Annotated in this window: 15 protein-coding genes; 6 read left to right on the top strand and 9 right to left on the bottom strand. The window is 48.0% G+C overall.

Annotation, left to right across the window (positions count from 1 at the left end; genetic code table 11):
* Nucleotides 1-87: 87 nt before the first annotated feature.
* The 4 genes from BBP27_RS02025 to BBP27_RS02010 all read right to left on the bottom strand — a co-directional run bounded on the left by BBP27_RS02025 (nucleotide 88) and on the right by BBP27_RS02010 (nucleotide 3,395).
* Nucleotides 88-825 carry a redoxin family protein gene (locus tag BBP27_RS02025; protein WP_137040954.1) on the bottom strand — a complete coding sequence of 246 codons (738 nt, stop codon included), beginning with the start codon at nucleotides 823-825 and terminating at the stop codon, nucleotides 88-90.
* Between the two features lie 188 nt (nucleotides 826-1,013).
* Nucleotides 1,014-1,799: a 1-acylglycerol-3-phosphate O-acyltransferase gene (locus tag BBP27_RS02020; RefSeq protein ID WP_188212166.1), complete on the bottom strand. Its 786-nt coding sequence runs from the start codon at nucleotides 1,797-1,799 to the stop codon at nucleotides 1,014-1,016.
* A 64-nt stretch (nucleotides 1,800-1,863) separates the two neighbouring features.
* Nucleotides 1,864-2,691: a bifunctional DNA-formamidopyrimidine glycosylase/DNA-(apurinic or apyrimidinic site) lyase gene (mutM, locus tag BBP27_RS02015; RefSeq protein WP_188212167.1), complete on the bottom strand. Its 828-nt coding sequence runs from the start codon at nucleotides 2,689-2,691 to the stop codon at nucleotides 1,864-1,866.
* 44 nt (nucleotides 2,692-2,735) lie between these two features.
* The gene (locus BBP27_RS02010) at nucleotides 2,736-3,395 is read right to left on the bottom strand and encodes a class I SAM-dependent methyltransferase (RefSeq protein ID WP_188212168.1); all 660 of its coding nucleotides are present in this window, start codon (nucleotides 3,393-3,395) and stop codon (nucleotides 2,736-2,738) included.
* A 156-nt stretch (nucleotides 3,396-3,551) separates the two neighbouring features.
* Here BBP27_RS02010 and BBP27_RS02005 point away from each other — a divergent pair, with 156 nt between their 5' ends.
* On the top strand, nucleotides 3,552-5,660 hold the full coding sequence (locus BBP27_RS02005; protein ID WP_188212169.1) for a LysM peptidoglycan-binding domain-containing protein: 2,109 nt from the start codon (nucleotides 3,552-3,554) through the stop codon (nucleotides 5,658-5,660).
* Between the two features lie 240 nt (nucleotides 5,661-5,900).
* Here the strand turns inward: BBP27_RS02005 and BBP27_RS02000 are convergent, their stop codons facing one another.
* From BBP27_RS02000 to gatC, 5 genes are all read right to left on the bottom strand, one after another.
* Nucleotides 5,901-6,905: a 2Fe-2S iron-sulfur cluster-binding protein gene (locus tag BBP27_RS02000; protein ID WP_188212170.1), complete on the bottom strand. Its 1,005-nt coding sequence runs from the start codon at nucleotides 6,903-6,905 to the stop codon at nucleotides 5,901-5,903.
* A gap of 94 nt (nucleotides 6,906-6,999) precedes the next feature.
* On the bottom strand, nucleotides 7,000-8,430 hold the full coding sequence (gene gatB / locus BBP27_RS01995) for an Asp-tRNA(Asn)/Glu-tRNA(Gln) amidotransferase subunit GatB (RefSeq protein ID WP_049322898.1): 1,431 nt from the start codon (nucleotides 8,428-8,430) through the stop codon (nucleotides 7,000-7,002).
* Nucleotides 8,431-8,530: 100 nt separating this feature from the next.
* Nucleotides 8,531-9,151, bottom strand: a complete 621-nt coding sequence (locus tag BBP27_RS01990; protein ID WP_188212171.1) for a trimeric intracellular cation channel family protein — start codon at nucleotides 9,149-9,151, stop codon at nucleotides 8,531-8,533.
* A gap of 97 nt (nucleotides 9,152-9,248) precedes the next feature.
* Nucleotides 9,249-10,697, bottom strand: a complete 1,449-nt coding sequence (gene gatA / locus BBP27_RS01985) for an Asp-tRNA(Asn)/Glu-tRNA(Gln) amidotransferase subunit GatA (protein ID WP_188212172.1) — start codon at nucleotides 10,695-10,697, stop codon at nucleotides 9,249-9,251.
* A 150-nt stretch (nucleotides 10,698-10,847) separates the two neighbouring features.
* A complete protein-coding gene (gatC, locus tag BBP27_RS01980) occupies nucleotides 10,848-11,138 on the bottom strand; it encodes an Asp-tRNA(Asn)/Glu-tRNA(Gln) amidotransferase subunit GatC (RefSeq protein WP_003685110.1) in 291 nt (96 codons plus the stop codon).
* A 224-nt stretch (nucleotides 11,139-11,362) separates the two neighbouring features.
* Here gatC and BBP27_RS01975 point away from each other — a divergent pair, with 224 nt between their 5' ends.
* The 5 genes from BBP27_RS01975 to rodA are packed head-to-tail and all read left to right on the top strand — an operon-like array spanning nucleotide 11,363 to nucleotide 16,956.
* On the top strand, nucleotides 11,363-12,400 hold the full coding sequence (locus BBP27_RS01975) for a rod shape-determining protein (RefSeq protein ID WP_039862245.1): 1,038 nt from the start codon (nucleotides 11,363-11,365) through the stop codon (nucleotides 12,398-12,400).
* Nucleotides 12,401-12,411: 11 nt separating this feature from the next.
* Entirely contained in the window at nucleotides 12,412-13,254 is an 843-nt protein-coding gene (gene mreC / locus BBP27_RS01970) for a rod shape-determining protein MreC (RefSeq protein WP_188212173.1), read from the top strand.
* Nucleotides 13,255-13,258: 4 nt separating this feature from the next.
* Nucleotides 13,259-13,759 (top strand): rod shape-determining protein MreD, encoded by a 501-nt coding sequence (mreD, locus tag BBP27_RS01965; RefSeq protein WP_188212174.1) that lies wholly within the window; start codon nucleotides 13,259-13,261, stop codon nucleotides 13,757-13,759.
* A gap of 4 nt (nucleotides 13,760-13,763) precedes the next feature.
* Nucleotides 13,764-15,812 (top strand): penicillin-binding protein 2, encoded by a 2,049-nt coding sequence (gene mrdA / locus BBP27_RS01960; RefSeq protein WP_188212175.1) that lies wholly within the window; start codon nucleotides 13,764-13,766, stop codon nucleotides 15,810-15,812.
* On the top strand, nucleotides 15,805-16,956 hold the full coding sequence (rodA, locus tag BBP27_RS01955) for a rod shape-determining protein RodA (RefSeq protein ID WP_188212176.1): 1,152 nt from the start codon (nucleotides 15,805-15,807) through the stop codon (nucleotides 16,954-16,956). The genes mrdA and rodA overlap by 8 nt, the downstream gene beginning before the upstream one ends.

Raw genomic sequence — 16,956 nt, 5'->3', positions numbered from 1 at the left:
GAACGCCGATTTGCAAACGTCGTCTGAATAACTCTATATTTGGGTCTTTCAGACGGCCTTTTCAAGCCGTCTCAAGCATACAGGCAATTAGTTTTTAGCCAAGTAAGCTTCCAAGTCTTCGCTGCCGCCGATGTATTTGCCGCCGATGAATACTTGAGGAGCAGTCATCTTGCCGGTAATAGCACGTACGGAAGTAACAGTTGCATCTTTGCCCAATACGATTTCTTCGTAAGACAAGCCTTTGTCTTGCAGAGCTTTTTTAGCTTTAGCACAGAATTGGCAGCCAGGTTTGGTGAAGATGGCAACAGACTCTTGAGCTTTCCACTCAGGAGCAATGTATTTCAACATAGTGTCAGCGTCAGACACTTTGAAAGGATCGCCTGGTTCTTCAGGTTCGATAAACATTTTTTCAACCACGCCGTCGTTAACCAGCATGGAGTAACGCCAAGAGCGTTTGCCGAAGCCCAAGTCTTCTTTGCCAACCAACATGCCCATGCCTTCAGTGAATTCACCGTTGCCATCAGGGATCATGTAGATGTTGTCGGCTTCTTCTTCAGCAGCCCAAGCGTTCATTACGAAAGTGTCGTTTACAGATACACAGTAGATTGCGTCAACACCGTTTTCTTTGAACGCGCCAAACAATTCGTTGTAGCGTGGCAGGTGAGAAGAAGAGCAAGTTGGAGTAAATGCGCCAGGCAGAGAGAACACGACTACTTTTTTGCCTTTGAACAAATCATCAGTAGAAACATCTTTCCAAGTGTCGCCAACGCGAGTGCGGAATACTACGGAAGGTACTTTTTGACCGGTACGATCTTGCAAAGCCATTTTTAAGCTCCTTAAAAATTCGGGTTTGAGAAATGAATCAATGCTTGCATTTTAATGCAGGCCTATCGATTTGTATAATTTATAGTTCAAATAATATTAATTACATCAAACTATCAATTTAATTAAATCGAAAACAGCTGTTCTTCTAAATGAAGGCCATCTGAAATAAAACAAGTACCTGACTGAAATTATTTTTTAGGTAAGGGCTGAACAGGCGAATCCGAAGCCACAATTTCGCCGATGGCTGTTTCCGCAATATCCTTCAAAGCATAGCGGTCTTTATCCGGCATATCTGTCGGTTTGTATTGAGGCGAGAAATCCAAACGGATACGGATTTTCTTCATAGAAACAATACGCCACAAAGACTGAAACAGGTTTACCTCCGCATAGGATGGCAGTTCCGTCCGTTGTCCTTCGTCATCATAATATCGCAAAGTTACCGCCTGAATCGGCGCTTTCGCATCAATAGCCGATTGGAACAGGGCAGCTTTAAACGGCAAAATACCCAAGCCGGAAGAAGTGCGCGCCTCAGGGAAAAAGCTGACATTCTGACCTGCTTTCAATGCTGCACAAATCGCCTGATTAATCGGTTCAACATCACGGCGGGAATTGCGGTTGATAAACACCGTACCGGCATTTTTACCCATTTTTCCCAAAACCGGCCAACCGCTGATTTCCTGTTTCGCAATAAAACTACTTGGATAAACGGCACTCATGGCAAAAATATCCAACCAAGATACATGATTGGCTACCACCAAAGTACCGCTTACATTTCCTTGAGGCGGTACGCCGATTTCCAATTCAATATCCAAAGCATCCAATGCGCCTTTTCCCAAAACAACCACCGCATGATTGCGTTCCTCTGCATTATTGCCATCGATGGCACGCAAATTCCGACCGGTTCTGAATAACCAAGCTGCCAAACGGCAAAGTCGGCTCAGACGTTTAAAAAAAGGAGCTTTTTGTTTAGACATAAAATTTCTTCTGTATTGTGTTCATTATGTTCAGACGGCCTCTGACATTTAAGGCCGTCTGAAACTATTTCTGGCAATTTGGACAATAAAATGTTCCACGCTGCCCCAAAGTTTCTTTAAAAATCAACCCGCCACACTGAACGCAAGGCTCGTTATGACGGCCATAGACCGTATATTCCTGCTGGAAATAGCCACTTTTGCCATCGCTATTGACAAAGTCCCGCAGCGTACTACCGCCGGTTTCAATCGCCCTTTGCAGAACCGCTTTAACGGTTTCCACCAATAATGCGCATTCTTTCTTGGTCAGCTTATTCGCCGGACGCAATGGCGAAATACCCGCCTTAAACAGGCTTTCATTCGCATAAATATTGCCAACGCCAACCACCACCGCATTATCCATCAGTGCTAATTTAACTGCACGCTTTTGGGTTTTCAATTTCTGATACAGGTAATTTGCATCAAAATCATCCGAGAGTGGCTCCGGTCCTGACTTTTCCAACAGCGGATGATGTTCGGCAATACCCTCATACCACAATACCGCACCAAATTTACGCGGATCGTGATAACGCAATACGGTACCGTCATTAAATACAAAATCCAAATGATCATGTTTATCCGGCGTGGTGATACGCTCATCATCGGCGGTAAAAATCCGCAAACTGCCGGACATACCCAAATGAATAAGTAAAATACCCGTTTCAAAAGTAATAATCAAATACTTCGCACGCCGACTGCATGCCAAAACTTTACGCCCGGCCAAAATTTGCGCCAAGTTTGGATGAATAGGCCATCTCAATTTAAACTGGCGAATAATGACTTTTTCTATCTTCTTGCCATCAATATGAGGCGCGATTCCGCGTAAAGTCGTTTCCACTTCAGGTAATTCAGGCATCGTTATTCTCCAAATTCATCATTAATATACAGGCCGTCTGAAAACTATTCGGCCAAACGTGCCGTACTTAAAGCAACCGTATTGCCATCGAATGCAGTTTCCAATTCAGGCAAAGGGTGGACACCAATCAAATGTTTCGTTAAAACCACACCATATACCGCCGCACACTGCGGCCACCACCTATCCCCTGCCTTTTCCATAAACTGCCAAAACTTCAAAGTAGATGATGAATTTACCGCTGGCAGATAATCCATAAACTGCCCATATTCTATTTCAAAACCAATATCCGCAATTTTTCGTTTCAACTCAGCCAGAGCCAAGCATTGAGATTTCAAAGGCAGCTTTTCCCCATCAAACCAAGAGCTCAACCCCCACAAAGATTTAGGGTTAAACCCCGTCAAAATCAATCTGCCTTCAGGTTTTAATATCCTAAACGCCTCTTGCAACACCAAATCTGCAGATGAAACTTCCAAAAGATGGGGCATCAATAACACATCCACGGAATGCGTTTCAAATGCCAACATTTCAGCATCCATCCGCACATCGCGAGGCACCACAATCATATTTTCAGATGGCCTCTGCCATATACCGCCTAATTGAACCGCCACTTGCCTATTCAAATACTGCAAATGCCGTCTGAAAAAATCCGCCTCTTTTTGAGCGAGATATTGTCCCATTGGCATTTGCATAAAAAAAGTTTCCATTAAATGCTCCCCTATGCATTCCGACTTGTGTGACAGAATTTTAACACCACGGCCACATCACACAAGCAAATTCCCTGCTCGACTTGACGTTTAAATGCTGAAACGATACTATCAAAAAGACGAAATTTTATTATATATTTGATAACTTTATTTACTATGGCAAAACTAAAAACCATCGCTCTGACCGTTTCAAGCCTGTCGGCGGTTTCCGCCACAGCCTATGCGCAAAACGCTACACCTAACCAAGTCGGCATGGCCATGATGCGCCTCAACTCCGCCCTGCTCGACCAAGCCAAAGCACAAACTTTTGGCTCCGGCAGCTTATGGGCATCGTTGCGTAAAGACTTCCGCATCAACGAAGTCAACACAGAACTGGTTCGCCGCCATGAAAACAAATTTGCTGCAAACAGCGCATATTTCGACCGCACCATCTCCCGCAGCAAACCTTATATGTACCATATTGCCAATGAAGTTAAAAAACGCAATATGCCCGCCGAAATTGCTTTGCTGCCTTTCATTGAAAGCGCATTCGTAACCAAAGCCAAATCACACGTCGGCGCATCCGGCCTGTGGCAATTTATGCCGGCTACCGGCCGCCACTTCGGCTTGGAAAAAACGCCTTTGTATGACGGCCGCCACGATATTTACGCCGCTACCGATGCTGCATTGAACTACCTGCAATACTTGCACGGTATGTTCGGCGACTGGTCTTTGGCCCTTGCCGCTTACAACTGGGGGGAAGGTAACGTCGGTCGCGCCGTAAACCGTGCCCGCGCGCAAGGTTTGGAGCCGACATACGAAAACCTGCGTATGCCGAACGAAACACGCAACTACGTTCCAAAACTCTTGGCTGTCCGTAATATCGTTGCCAATCCACAAACTTTTGGCATGAATATCAGTGAAATCAGCAATCAGCCGTATTTCAAATCTGTCAGCATCGACAAACCTATCGATAACAGCACAATTGCTCGCTTTGCAAATATCAGCGAAAGCGAACTGTTGGCACTCAACCCAGGTTTCAATGCTCCAGTATTCATCCCTAAAAATAACCGTCGCCTGTTGTTACCGGTTTCTGCGGTTTCCACATTTGAAAAGAACTACCGCAATGCTAACCCGGATACCCTGATGTCTTGGGATATTTATACTTCTTTGGGCAACAAAAAACTGAATGCCATTGCCAACGATACCGGTATGAGCGTAGCCGAACTCAAACGCCTCAATGGCCTTAGCGGTAGCGCCGTTTCTGAAGGCCGTAGCATTTTGGTGGCTAAAAATTCAGCAAGCCAAAGCCAGGACATCATTAACTTCATCGATAAAGACAATACGCCGGATACTTACCAATCCAATATGCCGGCCATGTCTCCGATTATTGCTTCTAACGCAGTAGAACCGGTTAAAGTTGCCCAAACCAAGGTTACCGATATTGTTGCACCTGTTGTTCCACAATCCAGCAAACCGGTTGACTTTATTGCACGTAGCAAAGCTGAAAACGTTACTTCAGTAGCGGTAACAGAAACTAAAGCCCAACCTCAAGTTGCAAATGCGGAAGTGGCCGCTCCAGTTGCAGCCATGACCCATGCGACTACTGAGACCGTTGCTAAAAATATTGCAGAAGCGCCCAAATCAGCCATCCCTGCAGACTTGACCGTACCGACTGTTGCCGCAAACGATGCAGCCCCTGCTCCAGCAGTTGAATCTGTTGCTGCTGCGCCGGTTCAAGAAGAGCATGATGACCTGATGGCTTTAGTACAAAGCCAACCTGCGGAGGAACCTGCAGCGACTGTTGCTGAAGCCACACCGGAGAACAAACAAGTTCAAACTGTTGTTACCGCCGAAAGCGCACGCACGGCACGCATCGCAGCCAATATGGCTAAACAACAACACCGTATCAATGCACGCCTTGCCCGTATAGGCGGTCAGCAAAACACACAAACTGTAGCACTTGAAGCAGGTACACACCGTGTGGAAGATGGCGATACGTTGTTTAACATCTCAAAACGCTATAACCTGAGCGTAGCCGATTTGATTATTGCCAACAATATCAAAGGCAACAATATCAAAAAAGGCCAAATCCTCCGTGTTACAGCCGCTCCGGCAAAAGTCCGCAGCAACCCGGTTCAAAACGTTTCCTACACTGTACGTAAAGGCGATACCCTGAACACCATCGCCAGCCGTTTCAATGTTGATATTAACGATATCCGCCGTTGGAACCGTAATACTCGTACCGTATCTCCCGGTCAACGTTTGAAACTGATTGGTAGCTAATATTAGCTTTAAAACAAAGGCCGTCTGAAAGATTCAGACGGCCTTTTTCTTGATGATAGATAATCAAGTTAATGTTTGATGACAAACAGAATGGTCTTTACTTAAAGATAAAAATATTTTTTTGAAAATTACTATATAGAAAAGAGAGTGTGTAAAAACACCCTCTTTCTCAAATGGATTACCGTCAGACTCTACTCTTAACATCCATATTCAAACATATGAATTCCGTAAAATATATTCCTATGCCGGTGAAAAAGCATCACAGAAAAAGGCATCTTCCGGTAAAGCGCATTTTTGAGTCAGTAAACCATGTGCACTTTCGGTCATCTCTGGTGATCCGCAAGCATAAACTTCATATTGGCCCAAATCAGGATAATTTTGTGCAGCAACATCTTGCACATAGCCATTCTCCCCTTTCCACTCGGAATCAGGCTTAGAAAGAACCGGCGAGAATTTCGCATTTTTCAGACGGCCTATTAATGCTTCGACTTCTTCCAATGCGTACAGATCCGCCTGTTGACGTGCCCCCCAGTAAAAATGAACCTGACGCTCGCTATTCTGACGAATCAAATCAAGTAAAATACTGCGAATAGGGGCATAACCTGTACCCGTTGCCAACAAAATCATCGGTTTATTGCTGTCTTGTTGCAAAGTGAATGTACCCAATGGCCCTTTGACACGGACAATGCCTTTCTCTTTGATTTTAGGCTCTGCACCAAAAATCATTTCTGAGCATACGCCGTTTTCACGTTTGCGGATATGCAGTTCCAAAATGCCTTCTTGATCAGGCGAATTGGCAATTGAATAGCTGCGGCTGATATTACCGGGAAGCAGCAAATCAATATATTGCCCGGCATAAAATGCAAATGGCGGCGCTTTAGGCAAAGCCAGTTTGAGTAAAGCAACATCGTGTTTGATTTCAATGTTTTCAATACGTGCCGGCAATGTGCGTACCGGCAAAGCATTTTGATTAAAACCCGGCACATTAATTTTGAGGTCGCTCTTCGCAGTGGTACAGCACAATAACACTTTGCCCTGCGCTTTTTCTTCTTCACTGATGGCTTTATCAATATGCTTGCCCATTTCAAATTCGCCACTAATCAACTCGGCCTTACACTGCCCGCAGGCACCGCTTTTGCAAGAATGAGGCAAATTTAAATTCTGACGGGTTGCGGCAGCAAGAACCGTTTCGTCCTCATTCGCCGTAAATGTAGTTTGATCTGGTAAGGTAATGGTATGTGTCATGGTATTTTTAGAATAGTTTTAGAATAGTTTTAGAATCAAAAATAAAGGCCGTCTGAAAAATAAGACCTATTTTTCAGACGGCCTGTCCTATCTATCAAGCTAATTTAGCTTTAATCAACTCTTGAACTTGAGCCGGATTAGCCTTGCCTTTACTTGCTTTCATCACTTGACCGACAATCGCATTCAAGGCTTTTTCATTGCCGGAACGGAATTGCTCAATGGCTTTCGCATTGTTTGCCAACACTTCGTCCACCATTGCTTCAATTGCACCAGTGTCAGTAATTTGTTGCAAACCATGTTTTTCGATGATTTCGGCAATACCTGCTTCAGGCTCGGCCCACATTGCTTCAAAAGCTTTTTTCGCCAATTTGCTGCTTAATGTTCCGTCTGCAACTTTAGCAACCAACTCGGCAAGGCGTGAAGCTGTAATAGGGCTTTCAGCCAATTCCAAGCCTTCTTTGTTCAAAGTAGCAGCAAGCTCGCCGTTCATCCAGTTCGCCGTTAATTTACCTTGGCCGCAGGCTTTGGCTGCTTCTTCAAAATAGGCAGCTTGGGCGCGGCTGGCAGTCAACAGGCGCGCATCATAGTCAGACACACCGTAATCGGCAACAAAACGCGCCGCCATTTCATGCGGCAATTCAGGCATTTGCTCTTTGGCTTTTTGCAATTGGCCGTCTGAAATAATGACCGGCAGCAAATCTGGATCTGGGAAATAGCGGTAATCGTGCGCATCTTCTTTCAAACGCATCACACGGGTTTCACCTTTTTCAGGGTCAAACAGCATGGTTGCCTGCTGTACTTTACCGCCGTCTTCCAAAATTTCGATTTGAGCTTCCACTTCATAATTGATGGCTTGTTCCAAGAAGCGGAAAGAATTGAGGTTTTTGATTTCACGGCGTGTACCGAACTCAGCCTGACCTTTTGGACGTACAGAAACGTTGGCATCAACGCGGAACGAGCCTTCCGCCATATTGCCGTCGCAAATATCCAGCCAAGTTACCAAACCGTGCAATGCTTTAGCATATGCCACGGCTTCGGCTGCGGAACGCATTTCAGGCTCGGAGACAACTTCCAATAAAGGCGTACCGGCGCGGTTTAAGTCGATACCGGTTGCACCGTTCAAACCTTCATGTACGGATTTACCCGCATCTTCTTCCATGTGCGCACGGGTAACATTGATGGTTTTAACCTCGTCGCCTACTACGATTTCCAATTTGCCATGTTCAACAATCGGTAAATCCAACTGACTGATTTGATAGCCTTTCGGCAAATCAGGATAGAAATAGTTTTTACGGTCGAACACGTTTTTCTGATTGATTTTCGCATCCAAAGCCAAACCGAGTTTGATGGCTTTTTCGACGACTTCGCGGTTCATTACCGGCAATACGCCCGGCAACGCACACTCAACCACGCTGGCATGGGCATTAGGTTCGGCACCGAATGCAGTGGATGCGCCGCTGAAGATTTTGGATTGGGTGTTGAGTTGGACGTGGATTTCCAGTCCGATTACGGTTTCCCAAGTCATAAGGGTCTTTCTGTCGAAAAAAAAGTTAATCGGTTAAATGAATGATTCGTTTTTCAGACGGCCTGAATAAAAAACATAACAGGCCGTCTGTAAGATAAGTTTATTTCCTGCGGCGTTGGAAACCGGGCAGTTGCCAATGGAACCGGTATGCAGTCAGGCGAAACAACAAGCCGCCGGCAAAGAGCAGGTTTAACGTAAAAATATTAATCCAGCCCAAACGCCCGAACAGATAAATCAGTCCGCCAATCAAAATGGCCACGCTGCCGTAAAGGTCGGTACGCAAAATCATCGGCACGTCATTGACCAAAATATCGCGCGCAATACCGCCTCCAACAGCAGTCACAAAAGCCAAAGAAATAACGCCGAACAGATTAAGCTGCAAAGCCATACCGATTTGTGCGCCGGTAATACTGAACGCTGCCAAACCGACGGCATCGGCAATAATAAAGGCAGCGGCCAAGTAGGTGCTGCGATAGCGTTGCACCCTGACCAACCATGCAATGGCCAGTGTGGCAAACACAACAATCAGCGCATCGGTTTGCAAAAACACCTGCGGAATCCGGCCGACCAAGCCGTCGCGTATCATGCCGCCGCCGACAGCCGTCAGTAACGCGGTAATGACGACACCGAGCACATCCAATCGCTTGTTGTAGCCGACCAAATAGCCGGAAATAGCAAACGCGGCTGTCCCAATGATTTGGATGAAGTCGGTGGTTGTCATGTTTTTTAAATATCTATAATTTGCAGCGCCTAAATGATTCAGGCGCTTTTTATGGTTTATTTTCAGACGGCCTTGAATCCATCAAGGCTCTAAAACATTATTCCGGTGCTTTAGTATGCCAATCGCTGTTCAGTTGAACTTGATGTGCGGCACCCAAAATTTTGGCTTCGGAGAAATAGTTACCGATAAATTGCACACCAATCGGCAGACCGTTTGCGCTGAAACCGGCAGGCAAGGTCAGCGCAGGCAAACCGGCAAGGTTCACGGCGATGGTGTAAATATCGGACAAGTACATTTGCACAGGGTCGTGAATGTCGCTGCCGAGTTTCGGCGCGGCAGTCGGTGCAGTCGGTGCCAAAATGAAATCACATTGACCAAAGGCCGTCTGAAAATCATTGGCAACCAGACGGCGCAGTTTTTGCGCTTTCAGGTAATAAGCATCGTAGTAACCATGGCTCAATACATAAGTACCGATCATGATACGGCGTTTGACCTCGCTGCCGAAACCTTCGGCACGGGTGTTGCTGTACATTTCTTCCAAATCGCCGAATTGCGCTGCACGATGACCATAACGTACGCCGTCGAAACGGGACAAGTTGGTACTTGCTTCAGCGGAGGCGAGAACGTAATAAGCGGGAATCGACAATGATGTTTGCGGCAGGGAAACTTCAACAGTCTCCGCTCCTTGTACTTTGAGCAAATCAATCACGTTTTGCAAGGCCGTCTGAACATCGGCATCCGCGCCTTCGCCAAAATACTCTTTAGGCAAACCGATTTTCAACCCTTTGAGCGGCTTGTCCAAATCACGGGTGTAGTCTTCTTTGTCGCGCTCCAAACTGGTGGAATCGCGCTCGTCAAAGCTGGCCATGGCATTCAACAAAATCGCGCAGTCTTCGGCTGTTTGCGCCATAGGGCCGGCTTGGTCGAAGCTGGAAGCATAAGCAACCATACCGAAACGTGAAACCGTACCGTAAGTCGGCTTGATACCGGTAATACCGCAATGCGATGCAGGCTGACGGATAGAACCGCCGGTATCCGAACCCAACGCAGCCGGTGCCAAACGCGCAGCAATTACAGCAGCCGAACCGCCTGACGAACCGCCGGGAACATGCTCAAGATTCCATGGGTTTTTGGTTGCGCCGTAGAACGAAGTCTCATTGGTCGAGCCCATGGCAAATTCGTCCATATTGGTACGGCCGAGAGTAACCATGCCGGCATCCAACAGATTTTGCACCACAGTGGCAGTATAAGGGGAAACAAAGTTATCCAACATTTTGGAACTGCATGCACTGCGCCAACCTGTTTGACAGAAAATATCTTTGTAAGCAACCGGCACACCGGTCAAAGCCGTTGCATTACCGGCCGCGATACGCGCATCGGCTGCTTTGGCTTCAGCAAGGGTCTTATCTTGATCGATGGTTACATAGCCGTTGATGGCAGGGTTTTTCGCAGCAATAGCGGCCAAATATTCGGTCGCCAATTCGACTGCGGAAATTTGTTTGGATTGCAGCAGGCTGCTGGCTTGTTTGAGCGTGTAAGCGGTCATTGTGCCGTACTTTCTATAAAACAGTTTTTGCTTTCAAAACAGATATTGAAAACATCCGTTTAAATCAATAAATCGGGCCGTCTGAACAAAGTATCCTTTCAGACGGCCTTGCAATAGGGGCTTGCCGATAAGCAAAGGCCGTCTGAAACCTTATTCTTCAATCACTTGAGGAACGATATACAGACGATTGCGCACTTCGGGGGCAACCGCCTGATATTCTGCAGCATGATCGGTTTCAGTCACTTTATCTTCGCGCAGGCGTAAAGCGGCTTCGTGCGGATGCGCCATGGGTTCGATGCCGTCGGTATTGACGCTTTGCATGTTTTCAACCATGGCGAAAATGTCGTTCAACTCGGCAAGCGTTTTGTTTTTTTCTTCGTCCGTTAAAGTGAGGCGCGAGAGTTTTGCGATTTTTTCCACATCATTTAAGCTTAAAGCCATAAAAAATCCTTGTCTGATAGCAATGCACCTTGGGTTTGGGGTATCATTGCATTTCGTCTTCTATGAAGCGAAGAATTATAACCGAAAACCAAACAGGTTGGCATGGTGTTTTGATTCAGACGGCCTTTTCAGTGCGCATTTATCCGTCTTAAACCGTGTACCTGTTTTTCTTATTTTAAATAACGCTAAACACATCCGGGCTGGGCCGGAATTTCAGGTATCCTATGTTTCGTCTTTTATCTCGTTTTCTTTCTAATGATATTGCCATCGACTTGGGCACGGCCAACACGTTGATTTTTGTACGCGGCAAAGGGATTGTTTTGGATGAGCCGTCCATGGTTGCGATTCAATCCGGAGCGGGCAATAAAAGTAAAATCATGGCGGTTGGTACGGAAGCCAAAAAAATGCAGGGCCGTGCGCCGCGCAATATTGAAATCGTCCGTCCGATGAGGGACGGCGTGATTGCCGATTTTGTGATTACCGAGCGTATGCTGGGTATGTTGATTAAAAAAGCCACCGAAGGACGGTCTTTGGTTCCGCCCCGTGTGGTTATCTGTGTTCCGGGCGGCTCTACCCAAGTGGAACGTAAAGCGATTTTGGATTCTGCGTTTGCTGCCGGCGCGGCAAGCGTGCATTTGATTGAAGAACCTATGGCCGCCGCTTTGGGCGCAGGCTTGCCGATTGAAGATGCGGCAGGTTCGATGATTGTCGATATTGGCGGCGGTACGACTGAAATCGGTATTCTTTCACTGGGCGGTATGGCCTATTCCGCTTCTGTCCGCGCAGCCGGCGACGAATTCGATAAAAGCATCATCCATTACCTACGCCGTCATCGCGGTGTCTTAATCGGTGAAGCGACGGCAGAAGAATTGAAGAAACAAATCGGCTCGGCCTCGGGCTTTGAAACCGAAACAGCCATGCGCATTAAAGGCCGCGATCTGGCCGAAGGTACGCCCAAATCCTTGGCGGTTACGTCAAATGAAATCCGTGAAGCATTGAGTGAAACGGTAAATCAAATCATCCGCGCCGTCCGTCTGGCTTTGGAACAAGCTCCGCCCGAACTGGCCGGCGACATCGCCGACCGCGGCATTATGCTGACCGGCGGCGGTGCACTTCTGCACGGTATCGATACCGTCTTGGCCGATGCAACCGGACTGCCCGTCGGCATTGCCGACCAGCCTCTGAACTGCGTCGCCTATGGTGCCGGTAAGGCTTTGGACTATATCGGCAAATGGGATACCGTGTTTACGGAAAACCCATAAGGTAGATGGCTATGGAACGCTCTTCTTTGCGCTTTGACGAGGCAAAAGGCCCTAAGCTGTTGCCTCGTTTTGTCGTTTATGTCGCCCTGGCGGCCGGTCTGATGGTGGCCGATTATCGCTTTTCATTGATGCAGCCCGTGCGCGCGGCAGTAATGCCTATGCTCTATCCTGTTCAATGGCTGGCCAATCAACCCGTTCAACTTTATCAATATTTTGCCGACCTCTCCCAGTCCAAATCCGAGCTTTTGGAACAAAACCGCCGGCTTTTGGAAGAAAATGGCCGTCTGAAAATCGATTTGCAGCGGAATAAAGTCAATACCGATGAATTGCGCGAATTGAAAAAACTGTACAGTTTGCAACAAAAAGGCATCCACAATGTTATCGGCGCGGAAGTCATTTCCAATGGCAAAGATCCGCTTTCCGAAAGACTGATTATCGGCAAAGGCAGTCAAGACGGCTTGAAAGTTGGCGATGCGGTCATCGATCAAAGCGGTTTGATCGGCCTGTTGACACAAGTCCATACACAAAGCGCGGAAATCGAGCTGATCTCAAGCGGACAAAGCATTGTCCCCATAGCCGTCGGCCGCACCGGCGAACGTAATTTGGCATACGGCAATGGCAGCGGTTTGGATTTACGCTATTTCCCAACCGGCTCGGACTTGAAACCCGGCGATGTTCTGCTGACTTCCGGCTTGGACGGTACTTATCCGGCGGGGATTCCCGTTGCAAACGTCAGCAAGGTTGTCCGTGCATCGGGAACGCCTTATTACGATACGCAACTGACGCCTTTGGCCGCTTTACGCAGCAGCCGTTTTGTCTTGGTACTTTCTTCCGCCCCTTCTTCCCCACGCTGATTTCATGAACGATTTTGACGATTCTTACCGTGCAGTACCGCTGCACATCATGGCGGCCAGTCTCATCGTGATGATGATACTGGACTTTATGCCATTTTCCTTTGACGGATTCTTCTGGCTGCCTGAAATGACGGCACTGATGTTGCTGTATTGGACATTACACCAGCCGCAACGCGCAGGCATGGGAATGGCTTTTGCCATCGGTCTGATTGTCGATGCCGCAACCGCCGCGACTTTGGGCTTGCACGCCCTGTCTTACGTTGTGATGACTTATTTCATCTTAAACCGACGCCGCCAAATCATGCTGTACGGCCACATTATACAATTGGCCGCTGTCTTGGCTGCGTTGTTGCTCAATCAGGCCGTTTTAACTGCTGCCCGTCTGTTCCTCAATCATCAGGTCATCACTTTGCAAGGCTTTGTTGCCCCATTTGTCGGCGCACTGCTTTGGCCGATACTCAGCCAGCTGATGCTGATCGTGACCCGTATTTACCGCTCCCACTGAAAAGATGAAACCGATTCTTCCACGCCGTCTTTCCGGTGGTCAACATACCCAAAAACCTTCCGCTCAGGCAGCACAAGCCGATGCCCTATTACGCCTGCTCGTTGCTTTTATCCTGATTGTCATCTTCTTTTCCATCTTGCTGGCGCGGTTCTTCTACCTGCAAGTGACTCAACACAATGAGTTTTCCGGTCAGGCGTCGAGCAACCGCATCACCCTGATTCCAACACCGCCCGTACGCGGCGAAATCGTCGACATCAACGGCGTTCCTTTGGCCAAAAACTATCCTGTCTTTTCGCTTGAAGTTATTCCCAGCCGCATCGAAGGCAAGATGGAAGATGTCATTGAAGCATTGAAAAAATACGTCGATATCACGCCGACAGATTTAAAACGCTTCAAAAAATACCGCGAAAGCTATCGAAAATTTGAAAACATCCCGCTCAAGCTCAGGCTGACCGATGAAGAGGCTGCGCGTTTGTCCGTGCATCTGCGCGAATTCAAAGGCGTAGAGGTCAATTCACGCACATTCCGCGAATATCCTTACGGCAAGCTGACTTCCCATTTTTTAGGCTACATCGGCCGTATAAGCGATAAAGACAAAGAAATGCTGGAAGAAGAAGGCCTGACCGCCCTCTACCGCGGCAGTACGCATATCGGCAAATCCGGCTTGGAAAAATATTACGAACACCAGCTTCATGGCGTTCCAGGCTATCAAGAAGTCGAAAAAGACGCTTACGGCAATATCGTCCGTGTATTGAAAAATGTCCCGTCCAAAATGGGGCAAACCTTGCGCCTAGGAATGGATATCCGTATGCAGCAGGAAGCCGACCGAATCTTGGGCGACCGCCGTGGCGCATTGGTGGCCATCAATCCGCAAGACGGTACCGTATTGGCTTTTGTTTCCAAGCCTTCCTTCGATCCCAACCTCTTTATTGACGGCATCGACAGCGATACTTGGAAAATGCTGAATGACGATTGGAAAAAGCCTTTGATCAACCGCGTTACCCAAGGTCTCTATCCGCCTGGCTCTACATTCAAACCCTTTATGGGCATGGCTTTGTTGGAAAGCGGTAAGATCACTCAAAGCACCATCGTCCCCGCTCCCGGCGCATGGAGCATACCCGGCAGCCGCCATATTTTCCGCGACTCTGTCCGCAGCGGTCACGGCTCGGCCAACTTGAGCAAAGCCATTCAAGTATCCTCAGATACCTTCTTCTACCGCTTGGGTTACGAAATGGGTATCGACAAAGCCTCTCCGTATCTGGCGCAATTCGGTTTCGGTCAAAAAACCGGTATTGACCTGCCTAGTGAATATGTAGGCGTTTTGCCCAGCCGTGAATGGAAAGCCAAACGCTTTGCCAAATCTTCCGACCCGACTGCCAAAGAATGGCGTGCCGGCGAGATGGTTTCCGTCAGTATCGGCCAAGGCTACAATGCCTACACGCCTTTGCAAATGGCACATGCGACAGCATCTCTGGCCAACAACGGTGTTGTCCATCAGCCGCATTTGGTCAAAGAAATATTGGATTTCGGCGCGCGCAAAATTACCCGTATCAATCCTAATCCCGAGCGTCAAATTCCGTTTAAAACCGACAACTTCGAATACGTCAAACGCGCAATGGAGAAAGTATTGAAACCGGGCGGTACGGCACACCGTATCGGTGGCGGACTCGCTTACACAATGGGCGGTAAAACCGGTACGGCCCAAGTCGTACAAATCAAACAGGGCGGCCGCTACAATGCCGCAGCCCTGCGCGAACAACACCGCGACCACGCATGGTTTATCTCGTTTGCGCCATTGGAAAAACCTGAAATCGCCATTGCCGTTATTTTGGAAAACGGCGGCTGGGGTGCGTATGCCGCGCCATTGGCCCGTGAAATGACTGATTTTTATATGCTTCACGTCAAGCCGCAACAGTTTTCAGACGGCCTTGAAACAGATTTGACCCAAACTGAAAAAACTGATAAACATCAGCCTATTACCAACATTTTCCAATCTGCCTACGGACTGACGCCGACAAACCCTGCCTCACAGCCGGAGGTTCACCATGAATAACACATCAGCGTGGAAAACGTTCAAATCCACCATTGCAGCCCCGATTGACCCTTGGCTGTTTTTTGCCATGCTCGCCATCTACATCATGAGCCTATTCCTGCTCTATTCTGCAGACGGGCAAGAGTTCGGCCAATTGGAAAACAAAACCATCCATACCGTTTTGGGCTTTGCCCTGTTATGGATTATTGCCGTATTCAAGCCGCAAACGGCCGCCAGAGTTGCCCTGCCTGTTTATATCGTCGGCGTATTGCTGCTGATTGGCGTCGAAGTTGCCGGCGTTACCGTAAACGGTTCGACCCGTTGGCTGAGCCTCGGCTTTACCCGTATCCAACCTTCCGAAATCATGAAAATCGGTATTCCCATGACTGTCGCGTGGTATTTCCAACGCTATGAAGGCCGTCTGAAATGGATACATTATATTGTCGCCCTCGTACTGATTCTTGTTCCTGTCGCCCTGATTTTGAAGCAGCCCGACCTCGGTACGGCCGCGCTGATTATGGCTTCGGGCATTTTTGTCATCTTTTTTGCCGGATTGCCCTGGAAAGCCATTTTTGCCGCCATTATTGCCTTTGTGGCCGCCCTGCCTCTCTTATGGAACTACGGTATGCACGACTACCAGAAAACCCGCGTCCTCACCCTGCTTGACCCAACCAAAGACCCATTAGGCGCAGGCTACCACATCATCCAATCCATGATTGCCATCGGCTCGGGCGGCGTATGGGGTAAGGGCTGGCTCAACGGCACGCAAACCCATTTGGACTACATTCCCGAATCAACGACTGACTTTATTTTCGCAGTATTCGGCGAAGAGTTCGGCCTGATCGGCAATATCCTTTTACTGCTGGTTTACCTTATCATTTTGGCACGCGGATTGTGGATTGCCGCACAAGCGCAATCCCTTTACAGCCGTACTTTGTCAGGCGCATTGACCATGACCTTTTTCTGCTACGCCTTTGTAAACATGGGCATGGTCAGCGGTATTTTACCCGTTGTCGGCGTCCCCCTTCCCTTGGTCAGCTACGGCGGTACGGCTACGCTTTCCATCATGGTGGTGCTCGCCCTGTTGATGGGTATCGCCAACGAACATAAAAACCTCCGCCGCCGTAATATGGACAACGACGACCTGACTGAAAGCAAGGAATAA

This window comes from Neisseria sp. RH3002v2g, assembly GCF_014596425.2.
In the GTDB taxonomy this organism is placed as follows: Bacteria; Pseudomonadota; Gammaproteobacteria; order Burkholderiales; family Neisseriaceae; genus Neisseria.
This window is presented reverse-complemented; position numbering and strand designations above follow the sequence as displayed.

Excerpts from the sequence above, each read along its gene's own strand:
- BBP27_RS02025 (WP_137040954.1), bottom strand. The coding sequence starts at position 825 with ATGGCTTTGCAAGATCGTACCGGTCAAAAAGTACCTTCCGTAGTATTC.
- BBP27_RS02020 (WP_188212166.1), bottom strand. The coding sequence starts at position 1,799 with ATGTCTAAACAAAAAGCTCCTTTTTTTAAACGTCTGAGCCGACTTTGC.
- mutM (WP_188212167.1), bottom strand. The coding sequence starts at position 2,691 with ATGCCTGAATTACCTGAAGTGGAAACGACTTTACGCGGAATCGCGCCT.
- BBP27_RS02010 (WP_188212168.1), bottom strand. The coding sequence starts at position 3,395 with ATGGAAACTTTTTTTATGCAAATGCCAATGGGACAATATCTCGCTCAA.
- BBP27_RS02005 (WP_188212169.1), top strand. The coding sequence starts at position 3,552 with ATGGCAAAACTAAAAACCATCGCTCTGACCGTTTCAAGCCTGTCGGCG.
- BBP27_RS02000 (WP_188212170.1), bottom strand. The coding sequence starts at position 6,905 with ATGACACATACCATTACCTTACCAGATCAAACTACATTTACGGCGAAT.
- gatB (WP_049322898.1), bottom strand. The coding sequence starts at position 8,430 with ATGACTTGGGAAACCGTAATCGGACTGGAAATCCACGTCCAACTCAAC.
- BBP27_RS01990 (WP_188212171.1), bottom strand. The coding sequence starts at position 9,151 with ATGACAACCACCGACTTCATCCAAATCATTGGGACAGCCGCGTTTGCT.
- gatA (WP_188212172.1), bottom strand. The coding sequence starts at position 10,697 with ATGACCGCTTACACGCTCAAACAAGCCAGCAGCCTGCTGCAATCCAAA.
- gatC (WP_003685110.1), bottom strand. The coding sequence starts at position 11,138 with ATGGCTTTAAGCTTAAATGATGTGGAAAAAATCGCAAAACTCTCGCGC.
- BBP27_RS01975 (WP_039862245.1), top strand. The coding sequence starts at position 11,363 with ATGTTTCGTCTTTTATCTCGTTTTCTTTCTAATGATATTGCCATCGAC.
- mreC (WP_188212173.1), top strand. The coding sequence starts at position 12,412 with ATGGAACGCTCTTCTTTGCGCTTTGACGAGGCAAAAGGCCCTAAGCTG.
- mreD (WP_188212174.1), top strand. The coding sequence starts at position 13,259 with ATGAACGATTTTGACGATTCTTACCGTGCAGTACCGCTGCACATCATG.
- mrdA (WP_188212175.1), top strand. The coding sequence starts at position 13,764 with ATGAAACCGATTCTTCCACGCCGTCTTTCCGGTGGTCAACATACCCAA.
- rodA (WP_188212176.1), top strand. The coding sequence starts at position 15,805 with ATGAATAACACATCAGCGTGGAAAACGTTCAAATCCACCATTGCAGCC.